20 protein-coding genes, 1 tRNA gene and 1 pseudogene are annotated in these 22974 nt (G+C 50.9%); 20 read left to right on the forward strand and 2 right to left on the reverse strand.

Annotated features, from left to right (window positions below; genetic code table 11):
• The 11 genes and pseudogenes from Q1K24_RS02205 to Q1K24_RS02255 form a co-directional block, all read left to right on the forward strand.
• Positions 1-573 (forward strand): annotated as a pseudogene (locus Q1K24_RS02205) (FAD-dependent oxidoreductase); the annotation flags it as partial.
• A gap of 10 nt (positions 574-583) precedes the next feature.
• Positions 584-2851: a 2Fe-2S iron-sulfur cluster-binding protein gene (locus tag Q1K24_RS02210; protein WP_300365295.1), complete on the forward strand. Its 2268-nt coding sequence runs from the start codon at positions 584-586 to the stop codon at positions 2849-2851.
• Positions 2844-5327: an NADH-quinone oxidoreductase subunit G gene (locus tag Q1K24_RS02215; protein WP_300365298.1), complete on the forward strand. Its 2484-nt coding sequence runs from the start codon at positions 2844-2846 to the stop codon at positions 5325-5327. Before Q1K24_RS02210 ends, Q1K24_RS02215 begins: the two co-directional genes overlap by 8 nt.
• Positions 5328-5330: 3 nt before the next feature.
• Positions 5331-6326, forward strand: a complete 996-nt coding sequence (nuoH, locus tag Q1K24_RS02220; protein WP_300365301.1) for an NADH-quinone oxidoreductase subunit NuoH — start codon at positions 5331-5333, stop codon at positions 6324-6326.
• An 11-nt stretch (positions 6327-6337) separates the two neighbouring features.
• Positions 6338-6952, forward strand: coding sequence for an NADH-quinone oxidoreductase subunit NuoI (nuoI, locus tag Q1K24_RS02225; protein WP_300365304.1), 615 nt, complete (start codon positions 6338-6340; stop codon positions 6950-6952).
• Between the two features lie 10 nt (positions 6953-6962).
• On the forward strand, positions 6963-7517 hold the full coding sequence (locus tag Q1K24_RS02230) for an NADH-quinone oxidoreductase subunit J (RefSeq protein WP_300365307.1): 555 nt from the start codon (positions 6963-6965) through the stop codon (positions 7515-7517).
• The gene (gene nuoK, locus Q1K24_RS02235; protein ID WP_300365309.1) at positions 7514-7816 is read left to right on the forward strand and encodes an NADH-quinone oxidoreductase subunit NuoK; all 303 of its coding nucleotides are present in this window, start codon (positions 7514-7516) and stop codon (positions 7814-7816) included. The genes Q1K24_RS02230 and nuoK overlap by 4 nt, the downstream gene beginning before the upstream one ends.
• 9 nt (positions 7817-7825) lie before the next feature.
• Complete coding sequence (gene nuoL / locus Q1K24_RS02240; RefSeq protein WP_300365312.1) at positions 7826-9682, forward strand: NADH-quinone oxidoreductase subunit L; 1857 nt, start codon at positions 7826-7828, stop codon at positions 9680-9682.
• Between the two features lie 9 nt (positions 9683-9691).
• On the forward strand, positions 9692-11218 hold the full coding sequence (locus Q1K24_RS02245) for an NADH-quinone oxidoreductase subunit M (RefSeq protein ID WP_300365315.1): 1527 nt from the start codon (positions 9692-9694) through the stop codon (positions 11216-11218).
• Positions 11218-12705 carry an NADH-quinone oxidoreductase subunit NuoN gene (gene nuoN / locus Q1K24_RS02250; protein WP_300365318.1) on the forward strand — a complete coding sequence of 496 codons (1488 nt, stop codon included), beginning with the start codon at positions 11218-11220 and terminating at the stop codon, positions 12703-12705. Before Q1K24_RS02245 ends, nuoN begins: the two co-directional genes overlap by 1 nt.
• A gap of 107 nt (positions 12706-12812) precedes the next feature.
• Positions 12813-15116, forward strand: coding sequence for a tetratricopeptide repeat protein (locus Q1K24_RS02255; protein WP_300365321.1), 2304 nt, complete (start codon positions 12813-12815; stop codon positions 15114-15116).
• On the opposite strand, the gene miaA is transcribed toward Q1K24_RS02255, so the two are convergent.
• Entirely contained in the window at positions 15096-15992 is an 897-nt protein-coding gene (gene miaA / locus Q1K24_RS02260) for a tRNA (adenosine(37)-N6)-dimethylallyltransferase MiaA (RefSeq protein WP_300365324.1), read from the reverse strand. The genes Q1K24_RS02255 and miaA overlap by 21 nt on opposite strands.
• A 120-nt stretch (positions 15993-16112) precedes the next feature.
• On the opposite strand from miaA, the gene mqnP reads away from it, so the two are divergent.
• The 5 genes from mqnP to Q1K24_RS02285 all read left to right on the forward strand — a co-directional run bounded on the left by mqnP (position 16113) and on the right by Q1K24_RS02285 (position 18837).
• Positions 16113-16964, forward strand: a complete 852-nt coding sequence (gene mqnP / locus Q1K24_RS02265; RefSeq protein WP_300365354.1) for a menaquinone biosynthesis prenyltransferase MqnP — start codon at positions 16113-16115, stop codon at positions 16962-16964.
• Positions 16961-17485 (forward strand): hypothetical protein, encoded by a 525-nt coding sequence (locus Q1K24_RS02270; protein ID WP_300365327.1) that lies wholly within the window; start codon positions 16961-16963, stop codon positions 17483-17485. The genes mqnP and Q1K24_RS02270 overlap by 4 nt, the downstream gene beginning before the upstream one ends.
• Positions 17482-18000, forward strand: coding sequence for a hypothetical protein (locus Q1K24_RS02275; protein ID WP_300365330.1), 519 nt, complete (start codon positions 17482-17484; stop codon positions 17998-18000). The genes Q1K24_RS02270 and Q1K24_RS02275 overlap by 4 nt, the downstream gene beginning before the upstream one ends.
• A complete protein-coding gene (locus tag Q1K24_RS02280; protein WP_300365333.1) occupies positions 17993-18697 on the forward strand; it encodes a uracil-DNA glycosylase in 705 nt (234 codons plus the stop codon). Before Q1K24_RS02275 ends, Q1K24_RS02280 begins: the two co-directional genes overlap by 8 nt.
• Positions 18698-18760: 63 nt before the next feature.
• A tRNA-Arg gene (locus Q1K24_RS02285) sits at positions 18761-18837 on the forward strand.
• An 85-nt stretch (positions 18838-18922) separates the two neighbouring features.
• Here Q1K24_RS02285 and Q1K24_RS02290 read toward each other — a convergent pair.
• Positions 18923-19126, reverse strand: a complete 204-nt coding sequence (locus Q1K24_RS02290) for a hypothetical protein (RefSeq protein ID WP_300365336.1) — start codon at positions 19124-19126, stop codon at positions 18923-18925.
• A 159-nt stretch (positions 19127-19285) separates the two neighbouring features.
• On the opposite strand from Q1K24_RS02290, the gene Q1K24_RS02295 reads away from it, so the two are divergent.
• The 4 genes from Q1K24_RS02295 (at position 19286) to Q1K24_RS02310 (ending at position 22952) form a co-directional block, all read left to right on the forward strand.
• On the forward strand, positions 19286-20116 hold the full coding sequence (locus Q1K24_RS02295) for a tetratricopeptide repeat protein (protein ID WP_300365339.1): 831 nt from the start codon (positions 19286-19288) through the stop codon (positions 20114-20116).
• Positions 20117-20194: 78 nt separating this feature from the next.
• Positions 20195-20575 carry a DUF3302 domain-containing protein gene (locus Q1K24_RS02300; protein WP_300365342.1) on the forward strand — a complete coding sequence of 127 codons (381 nt, stop codon included), beginning with the start codon at positions 20195-20197 and terminating at the stop codon, positions 20573-20575.
• Positions 20575-21531: a biotin/lipoyl-binding protein gene (locus tag Q1K24_RS02305; protein WP_300365345.1), complete on the forward strand. Its 957-nt coding sequence runs from the start codon at positions 20575-20577 to the stop codon at positions 21529-21531. The genes Q1K24_RS02300 and Q1K24_RS02305 overlap by 1 nt, the downstream gene beginning before the upstream one ends.
• A gap of 14 nt (positions 21532-21545) precedes the next feature.
• The gene (locus tag Q1K24_RS02310; protein WP_300365347.1) at positions 21546-22952 is read left to right on the forward strand and encodes a TolC family protein; all 1407 of its coding nucleotides are present in this window, start codon (positions 21546-21548) and stop codon (positions 22950-22952) included.
• Positions 22953-22974: the final 22 nt, after the last annotated feature.

A 22974-nucleotide genomic window follows, 5' to 3' on the forward strand; every position in this document is an offset into this window, starting at 1 on the left:
GCTCTCAAGGTCAACCGGTTTGAACTCGTTCCCGATCCGGGCGGCGGACGCCCACAGCTGGTCAAGATCGAGGGTGCCGATTTTGAAATCGAATGCGATTATTTGATACCGGCAGTCTCTCAGGCGGCCGACCTGGGCCTCCTTCCGGAAGAGTGGGAATTGGAGTTGACGAGTTGGGGTACGCTCAAAACCAATGGACGGGACTACATGACATCCCGCAAAGGATTCTTTGCCGCGGGTGACTGCGAATATGGGCCGATGACGATTGTCAATGCCGTCGGTCAGGCCAAGCGTGCCGCATCGGTGATCTCGCGATATGTTCACAGTGGCGAGATTACACTGACCGATGAAGAGATCATGGAAGACCATCTTCGCAAGCTTCGCGTCTACGATAAAAAAGAGAAAGTGACAGGTTGGCTTCCCGGACTTCCGCGTCAGGTGAGTGAGAAGCTGTCGGTTGAAGAGCGGCGTGACAACAACAGAGAGGTCAACCTGGGATTTACCCAGGAAGAGGCGATTGCCGAGGCGGAACGCTGTATGCGGTGTTACTACATCGCAATGACGGCGGTATAAGGATGTGTCCATGATTACATTGACAATTGACGGACAGAAAATCGAAGCCCAAAAAGGTGAAACGATTCTTCAGGCGGCACGTCGTGCGGGCCTCTATATTCCGACGATGTGCTATCTTACGAAAGTGAAGCCGATCGCCTCGTGCCGCCTCTGCGTCGTCGAAGTGGAAGGTGCGGACGGATTTATTCTGAGCTGCCAGGCCCCGGCACTGGATGGAATGGAGGTTCGTACCAATTCCGCCGAACTTTTCAGTCACCGCCAAAACATCATGAAGCTCTACGATGTCAACCACCCTCTCGAGTGCGGCGTGTGCGACAAGAGCGGAGCCTGCGACCTGCAGAACAAAACCCTCGAATTCGGCGTTGCGGAACAGGAGTTTTCAGCGCGTGACCACAAAAGAGATCTGCGCAAATGGGAATTCATCGGCTACGACGAATCACTCTGTATTCTCTGTGAGAAGTGTGTGCATGTCTGTAACGAAGTGATCGGTGACGATGCGATCGAGATCTTCTACGGAGGCTACAACTCCCGTATTCAGCCCAAGGGAACCGAAGAGCTCGAGTGTACGAATTGCGGTGAGTGTATCGCCGTCTGTCCGGTCGGGGCGATGATCAGCACCGACTTCCAGTACAGAGCCAATGCATGGGAACTCGAGAAGATTCCGGCAAGCTGTGCCCACTGCAGTGCAGGCTGTGCCCTCAGCTACGAACGCAAATATGCCGGCGCATGTGAGGCGGGCGAGCAGAAAATCTATCGTGTGACCAACGAATTCGAATTTGCCACACTTTGTGGTGCCGGACGGTTCGGATACGATTTTGAAAACCGTGTCGATGGAAAAGATGAAGCGGCGTTCGGCAAAGCGATCGAAGCGTTCAGGAAAGCCGATACGATTCGATTTACGAGCCGCATCACCAACGAAGAGGCATTGATACTGCAGCGACTCAAAGAGAAGTACGGCTATCGCCTGGTCAACCAGGATGCCTACAACTATCGGCAGTTCCTCGAAAGTTACGCCACGATGAGCGGAAAAACGCTCTTTGGCGGATCGCTCTCGGCTCTTGCCGATGCCGACGGAATCATTGTCATGGGGTCGCGCATCCTGACCGACAATCCTGCGGTGCGCTATCACATCACGATGGCCTCCAAACGGCAGAATGCCCGTATCATCTACATGCATCCGATGGAAGACAAAGCGATGCAGAATGTCGTGACACAGTTCGTGAAGTATGAAGTGGGTACCGAAGAGGGGGTCGTGGCGCTCTTGGCGAAGGCACTGCTCGATGGCAAAGTGGATGTCAAGAAGATCGAAAATTTCCTCAGCGATCTGGATGAGGGGTATCTGAGTGCGGAGAGCAACGTCGGCGAAGAGGAGCTCGAAGCGATCAGGAAATCGCTTACACGCTGCAAGCGGATCGCCCTGGTTGTTGGAGAAGACTGCATCAACCATCCCAGAGCAGCACAGATTGCCCGACTTACCGCACTCTTCGAACGATTTGGCGGCATCAGCGTCCTGCCGGTCGCCCCGAAGACCAACTCGCTCGGTGTTGCATTGATCTGCGATCTCGACAGCACGTGCGGCGACTATACGGTCGGATACAACGCACCGGGTGATTTCGTTCTGAGCAGTTTCGGGGACGGAGATCTCGACATGCCGGCTCTGAACCAGCAGGAGGGCACCTTCACGACACTCGACAAGCGTATCGTTCCGACGAATGTGGCATTGCCGTACGGTGGATACGTTCTGAACGATCTTGCGTCCGAACTCGGGGTGAAAGCGGTCTATACGATCGACTATACCGAACAGCTGCCCGAAGAGAAAGGGTTCGAAAAAATCCGTTTCGATGACATTCCCTACTATTTCAGCAACCGGGATGGCGAGGTACGCGGATATACGCTCAAACGCCTGAAACATCCAGTCGATTCATCAGTCGAAGAGGTGGCGGAACTTCCGGAATTCAACGGTGCGATTCTCTACCGGTGCGATCCCGTCCTGCAGTTCGGTCCGCAGACCTATCGTACGTCGCAATTGGGCAAAGAGGAGCCGACACTCTACGGATCGCAGCAGTTTGCCATAGCGGCCAAACTGACAGACGGTGTGCGTGTACGGCTGAGTGTGAACGGCACCGAAATGGAGAGAGTGTTTAAAATCGACCCAGAGCTGAAAGGGACGATCGCGCTCAATCCGACCTTTGACTTGGGATTAAGTGAAGATTTGCTATCTTCGGACTATCGATACAGCCAAAGCAAAATTGAAGTAGTGGGACAAGCCAATGAGTGATATTACAATCAAAATAGACGGAAAAGAGTGCAAGGCGAAAGAGGGTGAATATATCCTCAACATTGCACGCGCCAACGATATATTCATTCCCGCCATCTGCTACCTGACACGCTGCAGTCCGACACTGGCCTGCCGCATCTGTCTGGTGGAGGCCGATGGGAAACAGGTCTATGCCTGTAACGCCAAGGCCAAGGATGGCATGGAGATTACGACGCTGACGGAAAACATCGCCGAAGAGCGTCGTGCGATCATGGAAGTCTACGATGTCAACCACCCGTTGCAGTGCGGTGTCTGCGATCAGTCCGGCGAGTGCGAACTGCAGAACTACACATTGGAAATGGGTGTCGACGCCCAGCACTTTGCGATCAAAGATGTTCCACGACCTTCCCATGACTGGGGATTGATGCACTATGACCCGGGCCTCTGCATCGTCTGTGAACGCTGTGTGACCGTCTGCAAGGATATGATAGGCGATGCGGCACTCAAAACGGTTCCGCGTGGCGGGGAACCGCTCGACAAAGAGCTCAAAAACGAGATGCCCAAAGATGCCTATGCGATGTGGAACAAACTCAACAAATCCCTGATCGGTCCAACGGCAGGGGAGACCCTCGACTGTACAGACTGCGGCGAGTGTATCGCCGTCTGCCCGGTCGGTGCACTGGTAAGCAGCGACTTCCAGTATACGAGCAATGCATGGGAGTTGACAAAAATTCCGGCAGCCTGTGCTCACTGCAGTGCCGGATGCCATATGTACTACGAAACGAAGCATACCAATATCGACAATCCAGAACCCAGAATCTACCGTGTCACGAATGAATGGAACTATGTTTCGCTCTGCGGAGCAGGACGCTTTGGCTTCGACTTCGAAAACCGTGTGGAGGGAAAAGACGACAAAGCGTTCGGCAAAGCGGTCGAGGCGTTTAGAAAGGCCGATACGATCCGTTTCGACTCCGCCATCACGAACGAAGAGGCGCTGATACTCCAGCGCCTGAAAGAGAAGTATGGTTACAAGCTGGTCAATGCCGATGCCAAACGCTTCGGAAACTTCGTCCAGGCCTACTCCAAGATCGCGGGGACAGCTCTTTGGAGCGGAGATCTGGATGCTCTCCATCACAGCGATTTCGTCGTCAGTATCGGGTCGCAGCTCAAGTCGGACAATCCACGTGCCCGGTTTGCATTCAACAATGCAGTCAAAATGAACAAGGGTGCCGGCATCTATTTCCATCCGGTCAAAGACCCGATCGTCGAGAGTTTTGGAAAGAATGTCGTGAGTATCCAGCACAAACCCGGCCTCGAAGAGGCGGCGATGTATCTGATTCTCGATCTCTTCGGCGACAAAGAGGCCATGCCCAAAGAGATTGTCGACTATCTCGCATCGTTCCACGGCAAAGGAAAAAAGAGGGTCGAAGAGACGATCAAAGAGAAAGTGACCGAAACCATTACCAAGACTGTCAAAGACGAAGAGACGGGCGAGGAGAAAGAGGTGACGGAAGAGGTCACCAAAATGGTGCCGAAAAAGGTCACCAAAGAGATCGAAGTGGAGACGAACAGGCTGCTCGATATTCTCGGTGCTCCGGAAGATTTCAGTGAAAAACTCGAAAAGATGCTTGCGAAAAAAGAGAGCTTTTCGATGATTCTCGGAGAAGACCTCTACAACCATCCGAGAGCTGAAAACCTTGCGAAACTGGCGGGACTGATCGATCTTTATACCGCATTCAGCATCGTCATGCTTCCGAAAAAGGTCAATACACTCGGTGTCGCCCTCATCTGTGATCTCGATGAAGAGGGAGGCGAGTATGCCATCGGTTACAACGCCGAAGGGGATTTCGTACTGAGTGCGACAGGAGAAGGCGATCTCGATATGCCTGCACTCAACCAGCAGGAGGGAACATTCACGAATGTCGACAAACGTGTTGTACCGACCTATGTGGCTCTGCCATATGAAGGCTACATTCTCAACGATATCGCATCGGCGTTGGGTGTCGAGGCGTCACTGACCATCGACTATACGGCTGCATTGCCGAAAGAGAGAGGGTATCAGGCGCTCGAGTTCGACGACCTTCCCTGCCGCTATAGCAACAGCGGGGAAGAGATACGCGGCTATCATCTGAGTGTCAAAAAGGTCCGTAAAAACAAACCGATTGCGGAACAGTTCGATGAAAAAGCGGGGATGGATGGAGAGATCGCCTACCGATGCAATCCTGTCCTGCAGTTCAATGCGATGACGAAAAAGAGCCACCAGCTTGCGCAGGAGGCGAAGCTGATCGTATCCCCGGAACGACTGGAGAGCCTTGGCGTCGAAGAGGGCGACAAAGTACGTGTGACCCTGCCGGCAGGCAGTGTCGAACTGGCTGTGGCATCCGATAAATTTGTCGGTGGCGAGATCGTAATGGTACCGGATTTCGATCCGAGCATCGAAGCCGACAAATTGTTTGCAGACAATCGATATCAAAACGTAACGATAGAAAAGGTGTAAGCCATGACATTAACTGGATTTATTATCGCCACGGTGATCAAAATACTTGTAGTGCTGGGTGTCATTTCGGCACTAGCCGGATTCGGAACCTATCTCGAACGGAAAGTGCTGGCATTCATGCAGCGACGTCTCGGACCGATGCATGTCGGACCGTATGGTGTTCTCCAGGTCGCGGCTGACGGTATCAAACTCTTTACAAAAGAGGATATCGTCCCGCAGAATTCCGTCAAACCGATTTTTAAAATCGCGCCGATCATCGGGGCTGCGACGGCATTCATCGCGCTGGCTGCCGTACCGCTGCTGCCGGAGTTCGAAATTTTCGGCATCACCATTCATCCGATTATCGCGGATATCAATGTCGGGGTTCTGTTCGTTCTCGGTGTCATGGCGAGCGGCCTTTTCGCACCGCTGCTGGCCGGTATGGCGAGTTCGAACAAATGGGGCATGCTTGGCGCCGCGCGTACAGCGATTCAGCTTCTCAGCTACGAAGTCGTCACGGGATTGAGCATCCTTGCACCGTTGATGCTGGTCGGCTCGCTCTCCCTGATCGATATCAACAACTATCAGTCGGGCGGATTTACGGATTGGATTGTATGGAGCCAGCCGGTCGCCTTTATCCTTTTCCTGATTGCCGGCTTTGCCGAAACGAACCGTACGCCATTCGACCTGCTCGAGCATGAAGCGGAGATCGTCTCCGGATATGCAACCGAATATTCGGGCATGCGATGGGGCATGTTCTTCATTGGCGAGTATGCCAACATGATCACGTTGGGATTCCTGGCGAGTCTGATTTTCCTTGGGGGCTTCAACGACTGGGGATTCATTCCGGGCGGTCTGGCGATCGTTCTGAAGGTGTCGTTCCTTTTCTTCTTTTTCCTGTGGACGCGTGCCGCATGGCCGCATATACGACCGGATCAGTTGATGTGGCTCTGCTGGAAGGTTCTGATGCCGATCGCAGTTATTAACGTTGTCGTAACCGGCATCGTCATGATGATGTAAAGGGGGAGAGTATGAGTCTGGAACAGTTCAAAGATAGAAACGTCATGCAAAATTACACCTATATTCCGGTGGACAACCCACCGGTCGAACCGATTGAGAAGTTCAAGCAAGTTGTCAAACGCACCTTTAAAGGAGAACTTTTTGTCGGATTGTGGGTCGTCTTCCGTGAAATGGTACGGTTCAATATCCATACCGTCAAGTATCCGATGGAGAAGCTTCCGATCTCTCCACGCTACCGTGCGGTCCACAAGCTCTATCGTCTTTTGGAGAGTGGCAACGAACGATGTATCGGGTGTGGCCTCTGTGAAAAGATCTGTATCGCCAACTGCATTCGAATGGATACACGATACGATGAAAATCAGCGCAAAGAGGTGACCGAGTATACAATCAACCTCGGACGCTGTATCTTCTGCGGCTACTGTGCGGAAGTGTGCCCGGAGCTGGCGATCGTCCATGGACAACGATACGAAAACGCCAGCGAGCAGCGTGCGCATTTCGTATTGCGCGACGATATCCTGACACCGCTCGATTTCCTCAAAGAGGGTAAACAGGAAGAGTTCGACGGATTCGGTGCCGTCAGCCCGAACGCGGATGAGCGTATCAAGAAAACGCCGTTGGCGTATTAAGGATTGGATGATGTTTGAAGCTATGGCATTTTACTTCTTCAGCGCCGTGACGATCGTGATGTTTTGGATCACCGTTACGAGCAAAAATGCGCTCTATTCCATGAGCGCATTGGCGGCCGGAATGATCATGATTTCCGGTTTTTTCTTTCTCCTTGATGCCGATTTCCTCGGAGTCGTACAGATCATTGTCTATACGGGTGCGGTGATGGCGCTTTATGCCTTCGGTATGATGTTTTTCGATACAACACGTGAAGTCAAAGAGAATATCCGTGCTCCGAAACTGGTTTTCCTGCTCAGCGGCATGACGGCACTGCTGCTGGTGATCGCATTCGTAGCGCCGATCGTCGGTGATCATATCGAAGCGCTCTATCCGATGGTGGAGGGAGTCGAAAATCCGCAGGCAGTGGGTATCGTTCTATTCACCAAATATCTTGTACCGTTCGAAGTGGCTGCGGTTATGCTGCTGGTCGCGATGATCGCGGGGATTATCCTGGCTGGCAAGAAGATGGATGAGAGTCTTACGCTTAAAATCGATGATGAATTCCAAGAAAAGGGTGTCCAATGATTACACTCAGTCACTATTTGATCCTTTCTGCCATACTGTTCGGTATCGGGTTGGTCGGTGTCTATCGGAGAAAAAATCTTCTTCTTTTACTCTTTTCGACGGAAATTCTGCTCAATGCTGTTAACATCGGTTTTGCAGCCATTTCCAAGTTTTATGGCGATCTGACGGGGCAAATGTTCGCATTTTTTATCGTTGCCGTGGCGGCGAGTGAGGTGGCAGTCGGGCTCGGCCTGATGATTGTCTGGTACAAGCGGCGCGGAACGCTTGATATTGATACTATGCAGTCGATGCACGGGTAAAGGAAGCACATGGAAACATATCTCTATACAGCACTGTTCGCTCCGCTTGTCGGATCGCTTTTTGCAGCGCTTTTTGCTGACAAGCCGAAAAATCTTGTCACTGGTATTGCAACATCGACACTGCTGCTCGTATCATGGATCAGTTCTGTTGTCCTGTTGCTGCATGTCGCACACGGTGAAGAGGTGCATGTCAAACTGATGGATTGGATTCATGCCGGCGGACTCGTCATTCCGTTTGGTTTTGTGGTCGATCAGGTGACTGCAACGATGATGTTCGTTGTCACAACAGTTTCTACCGTCGTGCATGTCTACTCGATAGGATATATGGACCACGATAAATCATTCAACCGCTTCTTCGCCTGGTTGTCCGCATTCGTCTTTTCAATGATGGTGCTCGTAATGAGCGACAACTTCGCCGGACTCTTTATCGGATGGGAAGGGGTCGGTCTCTGTTCATGGGCATTGATCGGATTCTGGTATCACAAAGAGAGTGCATCCTGGGCAGCGAACGAAGCGTTTATCATGAACCGTATTGCGGATCTTGGCATGTTGATCGGAATTTTCCTGGTTTACTGGAATTTCGGGAGCCTTCAATACGATGTCGTTTTCGAGCAGGTAGCCGACAAGGAGCATGGATTGCTGATGATGGTCACCGCATTTCTCTTTATCGGTGCGATGGGTAAATCGGCACAGTTTCCTCTGCATACATGGCTTGCTGATGCGATGGAGGGTCCGACACCGGTCTCGGCACTGATCCACGCGGCGACGATGGTTACAGCAGGTGTCTATCTAGTCATTCGTGCGAATCCGCTTTACAGTGCCGTTCCCGAAGTGAGCCTCTTTGTCGCGAGTCTCGGTGCGTTCGTCGCGATGTTCGCCGCGTCGATGGCGCTGGTCAACCGAGACCTGAAACGTATCATCGCCTACTCAACCCTTTCGCAGCTGGGATATATGTTCGTTGCGGCCGGCGTAGGCGCGTATTGGGTGGCGCTTTTCCACCTGATGACCCATGCATTCTTCAAAGCGCTCCTCTTTCTCGGTGCCGGTAACGTCATGCATGCGATGGATGATGAGCTCGACATTTTCAAGATGGGCGGTCTGGCGAAGAAGATGCAGTGGACGATGGTGCTGATGACCATCGCGTCCGTCGCCCTTGCGGGCATCTATCCTCTGGCCGGATTCTTCTCGAAAGATAAGATTCTGGAAGCGGCATTTGCCAGTGATCATTATATTCTCTGGACGGTTCTTTGGATTACCGCCGGATTGACGGCATTCTATAGCTTCCGCCTGGTTATGCTGGTCTTCTTTGGTGAAGAGCGCTATAAAATCTTTGGATTCCATCCTCATGAAGCATACAGATTCATGCTGTGGGCACTTGCACCGCTGGCTGTTCTTGCCGTGATTGCAGGATTCTTTGAACACAATTTTGTTCATATGATTGAGCATATCCTTCCGATTGAAGAGCATCACATCTCCGCGTTGACATTCTGGACATTGATTGTCGTCACGCAGGCGATTGCGTTGGGTGGCATAGGGTTTGCCGTGTACAAATACAGCAAAGGCGGTTTCAGCAAGAAGTGGGAAGAGACATTTGTTTACCAACTTCTATTCAATCAATATTATATTCCGAAAATTTACGACGAATACATCTGCAAACCGTATGGTGAATTGTCAAAAATCTTCTGGAAAGATTTGGATCTCAAAGTTGTGGATGCAACAGTCGACTTTATTGCGACAACCATCTACAAATCGGGTATGGTTTCCCGTGTCGTTCAGAGCGGTAACCTTTCCAACATGCTGCGTTGGATGGGAGTGGGTCTGCTCATTCTGTTGCTTGCAGCCATCTTTTACAGTCCCGTGCGTTAAGGAGTAGGTATGGATCACATTTTATCAGTCTTGGTTTTCTTTCCGGCAATCGCCGGACTGCTTGGATTTGTCGTCTCGAAAGAGTCGATCCGGGCGTATGGGCTATCGGTGGCTGCGATCGAATTCCTGCTCTCTCTCTGGCTCTGGCTCAGCTTCGACGGAAGCTATCCCGGATTCCAGTTCGTGGAAGTTCTTCCGCTGATTCCGAGCTTCGGTATCAACTATTACCTGGGTGTCGACGGTATATCACTCTTTATCGTTGTTCTTTCGACATTCATAACGCTCATTGGTCTGATCGCACTCAATGTCGAGAAAGATCTCAAAAACATGATCATTTCGCTGCTTTTCCTCGAAATGACGATGGTGGGTGTATTCGTTGCGCTCGATGCAATCGTTTTCTACGTTTTCTGGGAACTCTCTCTGGTGCCGATGCTCTATATCATTGGTGCGTGGGGTGGAAACCTGCGTATTTATGCAGCGATTAAATTCTTTCTCTATACCTTCGCCGGATCGCTTATCATGCTTGTCGGTATGCTTGTCATGGCATACCTCTATTATCAGGCAACAGGTGTCTGGAGCTTCTCCATCACAGAGTGGCACCGCCTGATTCTGCCTGAGAACTATCAGATCTGGCTCTTTGTCGCCTTCTTTATCGGTCTTGCGATCAAGGTTCCGATGTTCCCGTTCCATACATGGCTTCCGTACGCCCATGGGCAGGCACCCACGATCGGTTCTGTCATACTGGCCGCAGTCTTGCTGAAGATGGGTACATACGGCCTTGTGCGCCTGCCGCTTCCGATGTTTCCGGATGCGTCGGTCTATATGATCTATCCGGTGGCAATACTGTCGCTCATTATGATTATCTATACCGCGATGGTCGCATATGCCCAGGAAGATATGAAACAGGTCATCGCATACAGCTCCATCTCGCATATGGGTGTCATCGTTCTGGGAACTTTCGCGATGAATCCCGAGGGGATCGCCGGTTCTGTCTTTTTCATGCTGAGCCACGGGATCGTTTCGGGTGCGCTCTTTATGCTCGTCGGTGTCATCTATGATCGTCGCCATACGAAGCTGATGAGCGAGTTCGGAGGTCTGGCGCATGTCATGCCGCGTTATGGCACGATTATGGGGATCATGGTCATGGCCTCGGTGGGTCTGCCGCTGACAATGAGCTTCGTGGGTGAGTTCCTGAGCCTCGCCGGCTTCTATCAGGTCTCCCATACGATGACGATTCTTGCGGGTACCAGTATCATTCTGGGTGCCGTCTATATGCTGAGTCTCTACAAAAAGTCCTTCTTCGGCGAAGTGACGAAAGAGGAGAACAAAAATCTGAAAGATCTCAACGGCAAAGAGAGTATGGCGCTCTGGACGTTGGTTCTGGTGACGGTATGGCTCGGTGTCTACCCCAAGCCGGTTCTCGAACCGATCAACACGAGTGTCGAATCACTCGTTTCATTCATGCATAAAAAAGCGATTACCAAAGAGGCGAAAGAGGTCATCAAGCCGAAGGTAATCGAAAGGGAGGCGGAATAATGTTAGAGCCAATTTCAGTCAGCATGGAATCGCTGAATCTCGGAACACTGGCCCCGATGCTCGTGGCGATCGCCGGAGGATTGGGTATTCTCATCATCGACCTGATCAAAAAAGATCTCGACAAGACCCTCTATGTCATGTTGAGCATCCTGATTCTCGTGGTCGATCTGGGTGCTGTATTCGGACAGAGAATCGGCGACAGGGGCTTTTTCGATGTGATGCTGATCGACGGTATCGCGGTGCTCTCCCAGATCGTTATTCTGGCCGCCTCGATGCTTTTCATCCCGCTGGCCCTGACATCCAGACGGTTCCACGAATTCAGCTATCCGGAATTTTTCGCCCTCTTCCTTTTCATGGTGGCGGGATTCCAATTTATGGTAGCCAGCGACAATCTGATCCTGATCTTCGTCGGTCTCGAGACAGCAAGTCTGGCACTCTATACACTGATCGCGCTTCATAACCGCGAACGCTCCTTCGAAGCGGCGATCAAGTATTTCGTCATGGGTGCTCTGGCGGCCGGATTCTACGTCATGGGTGCGATGATCTTCTACGCCCTTACCGGAAGCGTCGAGCTCTACAAAATCGCGGAAGTCCTCGAAGCGGGTGAGTTCGCCAACATGACGATCCTGCTGGTGGGCGTCTCCTTCATGATCGCGGCGCTCGGGTTCAAACTCTCGATGGTACCATTCCATACGTGGACGCCGGATGTCTACGAAGGTGCGAGCGCTACGCTGGCAGGTTACATGTCCGTCGTACCAAAAATCGCCGGATTCGTCGTCGCCATGCGTATCTTTGGATTCCTGATCCAGAGTGATGTCGTCTGGGTCCGTGACATTCTCTATGCGGCTGTCGTCATCACGATGACGCTGGCAAACATCATGGCACTCGTTCAGCACGATGTCAAACGGATGCTGGCTTTCAGTTCCATCTCCCATGCCGGTTTTGTCATGGCGGCTATCATGATCGGTACGACCCAGGCCAACAGTGCCCTTTTCCTCTACTGGATCATGTTCCTCTTTACGAACCTGGGAGCCTTCGCGATGCTGTGGGTTTCCCGCCACAAAGACAAAATCTGGCACGATCGTTTCGACCACCCGTATGAGAAATTTTCGGGTATGATTCAGATCAAGCCGGTCGGCGCCGTCATCATGGCCCTTTTCATGCTATCGTTGGCAGGCGTGCCGCCCTTTTCTCTCTTTTGGGGAAAACTGTATGTCATGAGTGCGGCAGTCAACAGCGACTATATCGTTCTGGCACTCATCATGGCGATCAATAGTGCCATTTCGGTCTATTATTATCTGAAACTGATTGTCTATATGTTCCTGAAAGATCCGACACAAAACGAGGGAACGATCTATGCCCAGAACACGTCAAAACCGTTGCAGACCATTATTGGTTTTTCTGCATTTTTGACGGTATTCGCCATCGTGGCAGTCGATCCGATTCTCGAAATTATCACCACATACGTTCAGGCAAGCGGCTTTTAAGCCGATGCCGGACGGAGCAGGAGTTACTTATCGGCACTCGGCTCATACTCTCCCTTTTGCTACTGAGTGCAACACTGCATGCACTATCCATCAATCTAAAACGGGGAATGGAAAAAGACTCCCCGTTTGCCCTTCTTCATCTGAAGGATGAAAAGCCGTTTCATTGCGAAACTTTCTATGGAGAAAGAGGGGATCCGGCACTCTTTCAGTGTGATTTCAAACAGATGCCGGAGGCAACACTCAATCCGACGAAAAGCGATTTTTTCGAACTCGATTTCAAAACGGTCGAGGGAGTGTTCCGTGTTCGCATCGTTCCGAAAAAACGAAGCATCATCCATCCTCTTCCTCCTCCGATCCATGAAAAACCGATTCTTCAAATGCAGCCGAAGGAGTTTTCGAACCATTGGGTTGTCGTGGGGTACGAAGGGGATCCTCCCTATCTCGGAAAAGAGAAGCGATACATGGATGGCCTCTCCTTTCCGCTTGACCTGAAAAACTATGCCGTTCCAACTGTCGGAGCCGTCGATATCAACGGCGAACCGGTCTTTATGAAAGATAATAGAGATGTCGAAAAGTTTATCGCATTGAAGGAGGCGTTTGAAGCGAAGAAATTCAAAAAGGCGTACGAGATAGCGAGCGAAGCACTCGAGATCTATCCACACTCTATTTTTGCAAGTGATTTTCTCCGTTATAAAATCAAAGCACTGGTTCAGGACAATATGAAAGAGAATGCCGATGAAATTATCAAATTCGGCAAAATATTTATCAAACGGTACGCCTCCGATGAATATCTGCCGGAAGTGCTGCTTCTGCTCGCAAGGGTCTATAGTGCCACAGGATTTGTCAGTGATGCCAACTACTTTTTCAATCGTCTCATTCATGAACACAAAGGGAGCAAGTACGCAAATTTGGGCCTCATCTATCTGGGAGACCAGCTTTATATCAACGGGAAAGTGAAAGATGCGACAAAAAACTATCTTGAAGCTTACTACAATGCCAAAGACCTCGATGTTGCCTCACTGGCAGCATACAAACTGGCGGTACGCTATCTAGACAGAGGCAAAACGAAAAAGGCTGTCGAATATTTGAAAAAAATATGGGAAAAGAACAGAGAGTTTCTACTCAGAGACAAAGGGGATGCTCATGCAATTGCCCAGCAACTGGCGGCACATCAGAGTTACGGTATGGCCATTGATATCAACAAGGCGTTGCTGGAGAAGCTGAGAAAACTCGATGAGATGTATGAAGAGATACTTTTCGAAATTGGTGAATGGTACGATGAGAAGGGAGAGACGAAAAAAGCAGTTGCATGGTATGAAAAATATCTGGATCAATTCGCATACGGCTTTTTCAGTGAAAAAGCGAGAAAAAATCTCGACGAACTTTTTGTTGTAAGCAGTGATGTCAATGCAACCGAGGCTCTGGAACGGTATGATACGCTGATGCGTGAATACCGAAAGACGCCGATTGCGGACAGAGCGCTTGCTGCAAAGGCGAAGCTGCTGGTTGCCGAAGAGCGATATGACGAAGCCCTGAGTCTGACACAGGATATCGAAACGATTGCGGACCCAAAAGCGAAAGAGATGGCAGAAAAAGCGCTTAAAGATGCAGCGACAAAAGCGTTCGAATCTGCCATTGAAAAAAAGGATTGCAAAAAAGCGATCACGATGGTTGAAACATACGGTGTCAATGTGCCCCCGGAACACGATGCATTTCTTTTTCACTGCTACGATAGTTATGCCCGATATGGCAAAGCCCTGGATATCGCCACGAAGCGTATAAAAAGCAAATCGGCCGAAGAGCGTGCGGTATGGGTATGCCGTGCCGTCCATGCATTGGTACGAATGCACGACTTCGAGAAGGCACAGGATGCGGTTGAAGAGCTGCTTTCGCTCTCCAAAGCTCCATGGAAGAGCTGCCCGACACTCGATTGGGATGAGGTTCGGATCTACCAAGGATTGGGAAAATATGCCAAGGGGATGGAAAAGATCCGGTCAATGGCAAAACGATATGGTGGTGATATGCGGATGGCAGAGATCTATCGCATGGGGTATGATATGGCGAAAAAGGCACATGACAAGCTTCAGCAGAAGTGGTTGCTGACGAGACTCGTCGCATTGCAGAAGAACAAAAAGAGCTATCCTTACTCGCCGTGGGCGGAATTTGAATTGATTAAGCGTCTCAAAGAGGAGAAAGCGTTCGACGAGGCGATCAAAATCGCTGAAGGAATGAAAGCACTGAATCTAAAAGGTGACAAGGGTGCGAGATGGCGATACGAGCTCGCACTTCTCTATCGCAGTGTCGGTAAAAAAGATGTGGCGAAAAAGAGTTTCAAAGCGTGTGCGGAGATGGAGAAGGGTGGCGCATGGCGAAGACTCTGCCAGGAAGCGTTATCGCTCGAAAACTTTTGATATCTCACCCGACAATCGATCGGCAGCCAATTTGATATGTTCCGGAAACTGGGTGGTATTGAACGTTGTCTGCCGTTTTGCAAGCTGGCGTGTGTGAATGATGATCCGGTCCCGCATTTCATCGAATGAGAGTCTGCCGTCGAAATAGTCCAGGACTTCCGCAATACCGATCGCTTTCATCGGGTTCGGTTCGCGTCCATATTTTTTTTCTAGCATGGCAACCTCGTCGACCAAGCCCATATCGATCATCGCCATTGTCCTCTTTTCGATCCGTTTTTGCAGTAATGTCCGTTCAATACCGATTTCGAAAAGTGCGACCTCCTGAAGAATCGGCTTTGGTGGATGCTCCAGAAAGTAGTGTGTGGGTGCCATCCCCGTTTCGTAATAGAGCTGCAGACCTTTTTCGATACGGTATCGGTCCCCCCGGGAGACTGTTTTGAAGAATTCAGGGTCGATGCGGTACAACATTTCGTAAGCCTTCGAATGGTCAGAGAGAATCTTCGCAACGTAGGCTTTTGTCTCGGCAGATATATTCGGGATTTCGGACATCCCCTCCATCAACATTTTGAGATAGAAACTGGTGCCGCCGACAATGATCAGAGGCATGCCGTGTGCACTGCAATATGCTTGGGCTTCACGGTAAAGTCCGATAAAGGTCGATACACTGAAATGCTCATTGGGATAGATGACGTCAATTCCAAAATGGGGGATATGGCCGCGCTCTTCCGGTGTCGGTTTGGCTGAAGCGATATCGATCTCTCTATAGATGGCGAGCGAATCGAGTGAGAGAATGGCTGCATTGTACCGTGAAGCCAAATCGATAGCGAGATCGGTTTTTCCGGAAGCGGTGGGACCGAGAAGGGCGACTGTTTTCATAAAGCAATTATATGATAAAATCGGGACAAAATTTGGCATTTGGCATTGAAATCGACTGATGCATATCTGCATTGGATATTGGGGTGCGTCGATGCCTGGACGGAAAGGGGAGCCGTGAAGATACTCAGGTGGTACCGGGATTTCAACGAACTGATCATGTTTCAGCACTCGGTCTTCTCTCTCCCTTTCATTTTCATCGCTATGATCGTCTCTGCCGACGGGTGGTTTGGCTGGCGGCTTCTTCTTCTCGGTATTCTTGCCGCCGTCAGTGCCCGCAATTTCGCGATGCTCGTCAACCGGTATCTCGACCGCGATATCGATGCCCTTAATCCCCGGACCCAAAATCGTCCAAGTGTCGACGGCCGGTTTTCCCCGACTCAGATACGCATTCTGATTCTCGTCAACGCACTTATATTTGTGGGTACGGCCTATGCCATCAACGATCTGGCATTCTGGCTCTCCTTTCCGATCCTCGTGATCCTCGGGGGATATTCCTGGTTCAAGCGCTTTTCGGAAATGGCGCATCTGGTGCTCGGTCTTTCGCTGGGATTGGCACCGATTGCCGGGGCCGTCGCGGTCGAGGGTGCGATTCCGATGTGGTCGGTGATGCTGGCAGTGGGCGTGACATTCTGGGTCGCCGGCTTCGATCTTCTCTACTCCCTGCAGGATATCCGTTTCGATAGGGAGCATGGACTCTTTTCGATACCCTCACGGTACGGAAGCGATTGTACGATGTTTCTGGCACGTATTTTCCATGCCGTCGCAGTGCTGTTCTGGATGTTTTTCACGGCTACGGCAGAGCTTGGCTTTTTCGGATGGCTGGCTGTTGTCATCGCCGCCGCGATGCTTGTCTATGAGCATCGGATCGTCGGTAGAGACTTCACGAAAATCGACCGGGCATTTTTTACAGTCAACGGATATCTCGGATTTCTCTATCTCTTTTTGATCATTGTTGACAGGATGGCGGCATGACGGAAAATATTCGACTGGTACCGGCACCGTTGGAGATCGTATTCGATCTGGCCGATAAAGAGAGCGAGGCATTCGAACGGGAGTTCCAGAGGCTTAGTGAAACCGATGACGATCCGATCGGCCAGTGGCTGAAGATCGCCAAGGCACGCGGAGAAACGAAAGAGACCGATCCGGTCCTGCTCCACCTTCTAATCGAACTCCACCGCAAAGTCGATCAGCTGACCCAGATCGTCAAGCACGAATCGCCCGAGCGTATCGAACTCGCCTACAGTGCCGAAATCGAATCGATCGGTTTCGAACATTTCCGGCTCAAGGCGAATCTTCTTGAGCCGGGTCGCCGCTATTATGGCCGTATCACGATGCCACTCTTTCCCAAACGCGACATGGGTGTATGGTTCGATGCAGTCGACGGAAAGCTTGCGAACATCGTGCGCCTGCATGAACGGGACGAGAAGGAGTGGAGCCAGTATGTCGTCGCCAGGGAGCGGGTGATGATACGGGAGATGAAAGGGAAAACGTGAACGAGACAATTTTGATGATAGCCGGACTCGCTGGCGTGATGTTGATCATCGTGCTCTATATCGCGGTGAAAGATCGTGAGACATCGCGGAAGCTCGCGATGATGGAAGCCGGTATCGATGGAATGAACCAGGAGATTTTCAAACTCTCAAAAGAGATTGACCGCATGAAGAAGGAGTTGCGGGAAGAGTTGATGCGGATGGAGCTCGAGCAGCGTCACGAGGGCGGTGAAACGTCTGAGCAGGTGATCAACAGGAAATTGCAGCCATTTGTGCTGCAGGTACAGCATCTGCAGGAGCAGATTGACGCAATCCATGCGGAACTGCAGGAGCGTGTGGAAAAACTGGATGGTAAAGTCCGTCAGGTTGCCTTCGCGGCAGAACACTCCGCACCCGACGAACAGAAAATTCTGCAGCTTCACGCACAGGGATTGGACAGTGAAACGATCGCCAAACAGCTTCGACTCGGCAAGGGTGAAGTGGAACTCGTGCTAAAGTTTTCGAAAATCCATGCTTGACGTTCACGACAGTTGGCGGGATGATGTTGCCACGGCATACCGTGCGCTCGACCCGGAATACCGTCGTTTCGTAGAGACGGGAAGTTTCGTTCCGAACAGGGAGCGGGTATTCAATGCGTTCAAAACGCTTCCGAAATCGAAATTGCGCTATATCCTTTTCGGCCAGGACCCCTACCCGAGGGCAGAGTCCGCGACGGGTCATGCGTTCATCGACGGTGCCGTCGACACCATATTCTCCGATAAAGGTTTGAGCAAAGCGGTCAACCGGGCCACCAGTCTGAGAAATTTCATCAAAATGGCGCTGCTGGCGGAATGTTTGTTGGATCCCGCGGATCTGTCCCAGGATGCGATCGCGTCACTCGACAGATCCGGGCTTATCGACTCCATCGACGAGCTGCGGAAAAATTTCGAAAAGAACGGTGTTCTGCTGCTAAACGCCGCATTGCTGTTTGAGGACAAAATCTCCTCCGCCCGCCATGCGAAGTCGTGGCAGCCCTTTATACGGACACTGCTGTCGCGTCTTGATGATGATACCGAACTCATACTTTTCGGCACGATCGCCAAAACGATCCGAAAAATTCCCGAAGCCGCCCGTTTCCGGCACCATACACTTGAACACCCCTATAACCACACCTTCATCCGGAACGAAACGGCCCATCGACTCTTCGGTCCCATGCATCTGTTGCGAAAAAGATGAAAATTCGGCAAAACCCTTGAAAACCTTTCGCTTTTTTTGTATAATTCCCGTCCACAAAGAGATGCGCTCGTAGCTCAGCTGGATAGAGCACTGGTTTGCGGTACCAGCGGTCGCACGTTCGAATCGTGCCGGGCGCGCCATCTTCCAATATTCTCCACATGAATGTTCAGTAAATTACAAAAATCCGATTGAGATACGGCTCTTTTCCTCTTGTATAGCACAAGGCTACTTTTTGAAATAGGCCAATGCGTATGCTGCACCCACTTCATTGCGTGTTTTATAAGCCTGACTCTTTTTGCTGTACCGATCCGATGGATTGAGACTGAAAAAACAGCGATTGCATTTTGTCAGTTCCCGCTCGATTTCGCTCAGTCGCATCGTATGAACCTTTTTGGCAAGATTTTTGCACTCGATGATACTGCATTTCATGATAAACCTCCTTTTGGATACCCCTATTGTATGGGATATCAATTCCGTGCAGAAGGTCATTTTCAAAATTTTTTTTTGAGAAAAATGGCTAGTTCTAACCCAATTTCAACTATAATAAATTACGGATTTTGATAAATTAATCGGGTTGAAGGATATACAATGAAAAAAATCGGGTTGCTTGTATGGTTTGCGGGATTACTGTTCGCCGGCCCTTTCGAAAATGGAAGAGAAATGTTTAATCTTGGACACTATGAGAAAGCGGGTGAATATTTCAAAAAAGCGTGTGCTTCGGGGGATCATCGGGGATGTTACAGCCTTGAATATATGTTTGGACTGAATGAAAAACCTCAAAGTGACTATAAGACGGTTTCAAAACTGTATGAAAAAAAATGTCAAGATGGGGATGCAGCAAGCTGTTTCAATCTTGGCGTCAAATACAACTATGGTTTGGGTGTACGGCAGGATTATCGTAGCGCAGTGGTGTATTATGACAAGGCTTGCGAGTATGGAAATGCCGGAATCTGCTTCAAATTGGGCAGGCATTATGTTGACGGACGAGGGGTGCCGCAAGATTATGAGGTGGCCGGAAAATTTTTCGAAAAAGCATGCGAAGGCGGCAAAGCGGAAGGTTGCGCCTGGCTTGGTTATCTGTATGGTCATGGGTATGGATATGTTCGTGATGACAAAAAGGCGGTGAAATACTATACGAAAGCTTGTGAGAATGGGGATGTACGAGGTTGCTACTATCTTGGTTTTATGTATGATAAAGGCATGGGTGTCAGACAGAATTATTCAAAAGCCGTGGAGTTATATAAAAAAGCGTGTGATGCCGGTGATGCGAAAGGGTGTACGGGACTGGCACTTCTTTATCAAAATGGATATGGCGTGAAAATGGATTTGGCCAAGGCGAAAGAGTTGTTCGGACAAGGTTGTGACGGAGGAGACGAGGATGGATGCAAATTCTATCGTATCCTCAATGCATCCCATTGAGTGTGTAAGGTGTATATATGACAGTTTCTGATAATATAACAACCAAAATACACGAAATATATAACTAAAAGGAATACCATGCATATCGAACCGCGGATACTCGATTTTGTCGCATTGGGTATTTTTGTCGTGGTCGCGATCTTTCTGGTCTATCTCGTGATCTTTATTCACGATATCCCTTATGAAATTGCGAAAAAACGAAACCATCCTCATCAGGAAGCGATCCATGCCGCCGGCTGGGTCAGCCTCTTTATGATGCATACGATTTGGCCTTTTCTCTGGATCTGGGCCTATCTTTACAATCCGAAAGAGGGATGGGGTGTGGAGAAGGTCGCCGTCGAACCGTCCGAAGAGTTCAGGGAGCAGTTGAAAAAGCTCGAACGGTTGGAGCAGAAAGTGGCTCAGCTCGAGTCGGAGCTTGAAGCCAAAGAGGCGAAAGCCGAAAGCAAGGAGGTCTAATGGAAACCTTAATGCTCCTGACCTACGCAGCGCTCTGTTGGGCAGTTTTCAAAATTTTCAAGATTCCCGTCAATAAATGGTCGCTGACGACCGCCGTACTGGGCGGTGTCTTGCTGATCGGCCATATTCTGATGGGAATGGCCTACTACCATCCCGCTTCCCGCAAGGCCAGAATTTTCTATATCACCACCCCGATTCTTCCCAATGTGCGGGGCCTCGTGACGGAAGTGCCTGTCAAACCCAACGTTCCTCTGAAAAAGGGAGATGTGCTTTTCAAAATCGATCCGACACCCTATCAGGCGAAAGTGGAAGAGGTCAAGGCGCAGCTGACTTTTGCGCAAAAACGACTCCAGGATGTCATCAAACTCCGTAAACGTGCGGGCGGATCGAAGTTCGATATCGAACAGTGGCGCAAAGAGGTCGCAACGCTGAAGGCGCAACTGACGGATGCCATGTTCGATCTGAATAGCTGTGTTGTAAGGGCTCCGTCAGACGGGTATGTGACACATATCCGTGTCCGGCCGGGTCAGATGGCGGTGCCATTTCCCATTCAGCCGATGATGACTTTTGTCAATGCCGATACAGCGACGCTGATTGCAGGTTTCCCGCCCGAACCTTCGAGCAATATCGATGAGGGAGACGAGGCGGAAGTGGTCTTCCCCGCCTATCCGGGCATGACGTTCCAGGGGCGCGTGACCAAGGTTCTGCCGGCCCTGGCAGAAGGAGAGTTGAGACCGACCCAGGATATGGTCTCTTTCAACCGTCAGCTCCCGCAGGGATTGATTCCTGCCATTATCGAGCTCGACAAAAATATTTCATCGCTTGGTCTGCCGATGGGTGTCGATGCCGAAGTAGCCGTATACGGGGTAAGAGAAGGGTACTGGTCCCATATATCGATTGTCCGGCGAATTCTGCTTCGCATGATCACGTGGTCGCACTTCCTGCGGTTCCACTAAGAGGGGTATGAAAGATGAAACGATTGATTTCGCAAGGCCTTCTTTCCATCGCGGCTATGTCGATATTGGGCGGGTGTGCCTATGAAGCGGCGAGCTTCCAGGAGGCAACAGCTTCTCTCAAAACCGAAACTCCGAAAGGGGAGCGGTCGTTTGTCGCCGAGCATGCGGAGGGCAATGTCTCCAACGCATGGCTGAAGAGCTTCAACGATCCCACACTGGTTTCGCTGGTAGAGGAAGCACAGAAAAACAATCCCGATCTGTCGGTCGCTGCCACACGTGTCGAGAAAGCGGCAGCACTGATGCGACTCAGCGAATCGGGGCTCTATCCCCATTTGAACATCCGTGGCAATTTCACCGATTTCGACTACAACAATCGGGACAAAGGCTACTTTGTGGGATCCGTTTCATGGGAACCTGATATCTGGGGACGCCTGACGTCACTGAACACCGCCGATGCCGAAGTATTGAAATCGGTGGCAGCCGATTTTGCCTGGGCACGGCAGTCGCTGGCGGCAACGACGGCGAAGGTGTGGTTTTCTCTCAATCGTGACAAGATGCTCCATGACTTCATGCGCAAGATCGTCAAGATCCAGGAGAAGGCACTCTATGTTGCCAAAGAGCGGGAAGAGATCGGTTCCGGCACCAAACGGGATGTCCATATGGTCAGGGCAATGGCAGCCGAATCGAAGCAGATGCTCAAGAATTTCGAAATCATGCAGCAGGTCGATACGCGCAGTCTGGAGACGATCGTCGGGCGTTATCCCGCCAATGCAATTGTTCCGCAGGGTCTGACAGAGATGCCGCCTGAGATTCCGGCATCCGGCATCCCGGCCGATCTGCTCAACCGTCGGCCGGATCTGGTGGCGGCCCGACACCGTGTCGCCGCGGCATTTCATAATGAAAAAGCGATGGAATTGCTGAAACTGCCGAGCATCTCTTTCCGTTTCGATGCGGGATACGACCATGTTCACAATACACTCGCCAAACTGATCAGCAATCTTTTCATGCCGGTTCTGGATGCCGGGCGTATCGACGCGTTGATCGCAGCAGCGACGGCCGATCAGAAATCGGCGATCGCCAACTATAAAAGTGTCGTTTTGCAGGCCTGGCGTGAAGTGGAAAACGCTCTGGCGAAGGAGAAGCAGCTCAAAGAGCGGTACGACTATCTTTCGACGACGGTGGAGGAGTACAAAATCGCCTACGATATGACGGTGGAAACCTACAATATCGGGGAGGGTACGATCATCGACGTGCTGCTCGCACAGAGCAAATGGATCGATGCCAGTATTTTGCGAACCAATATCGCCAATCAACGCCTCGCCAACCGTGTCAATCTCTATCTCGCACTCGGTGGCAGCTTCAATGCCAAGCCGGCCTGGAATCCCGATTACGCCAAAACGCACGCTTCCGAAAAGAAGTGAAAGAGGCCCGTAAATCCGGGCC

It is taken from the genome of Hydrogenimonas sp. (assembly GCF_029932565.1).
Lineage (GTDB): Bacteria > Campylobacterota > Campylobacteria > Campylobacterales > Hydrogenimonadaceae > Hydrogenimonas.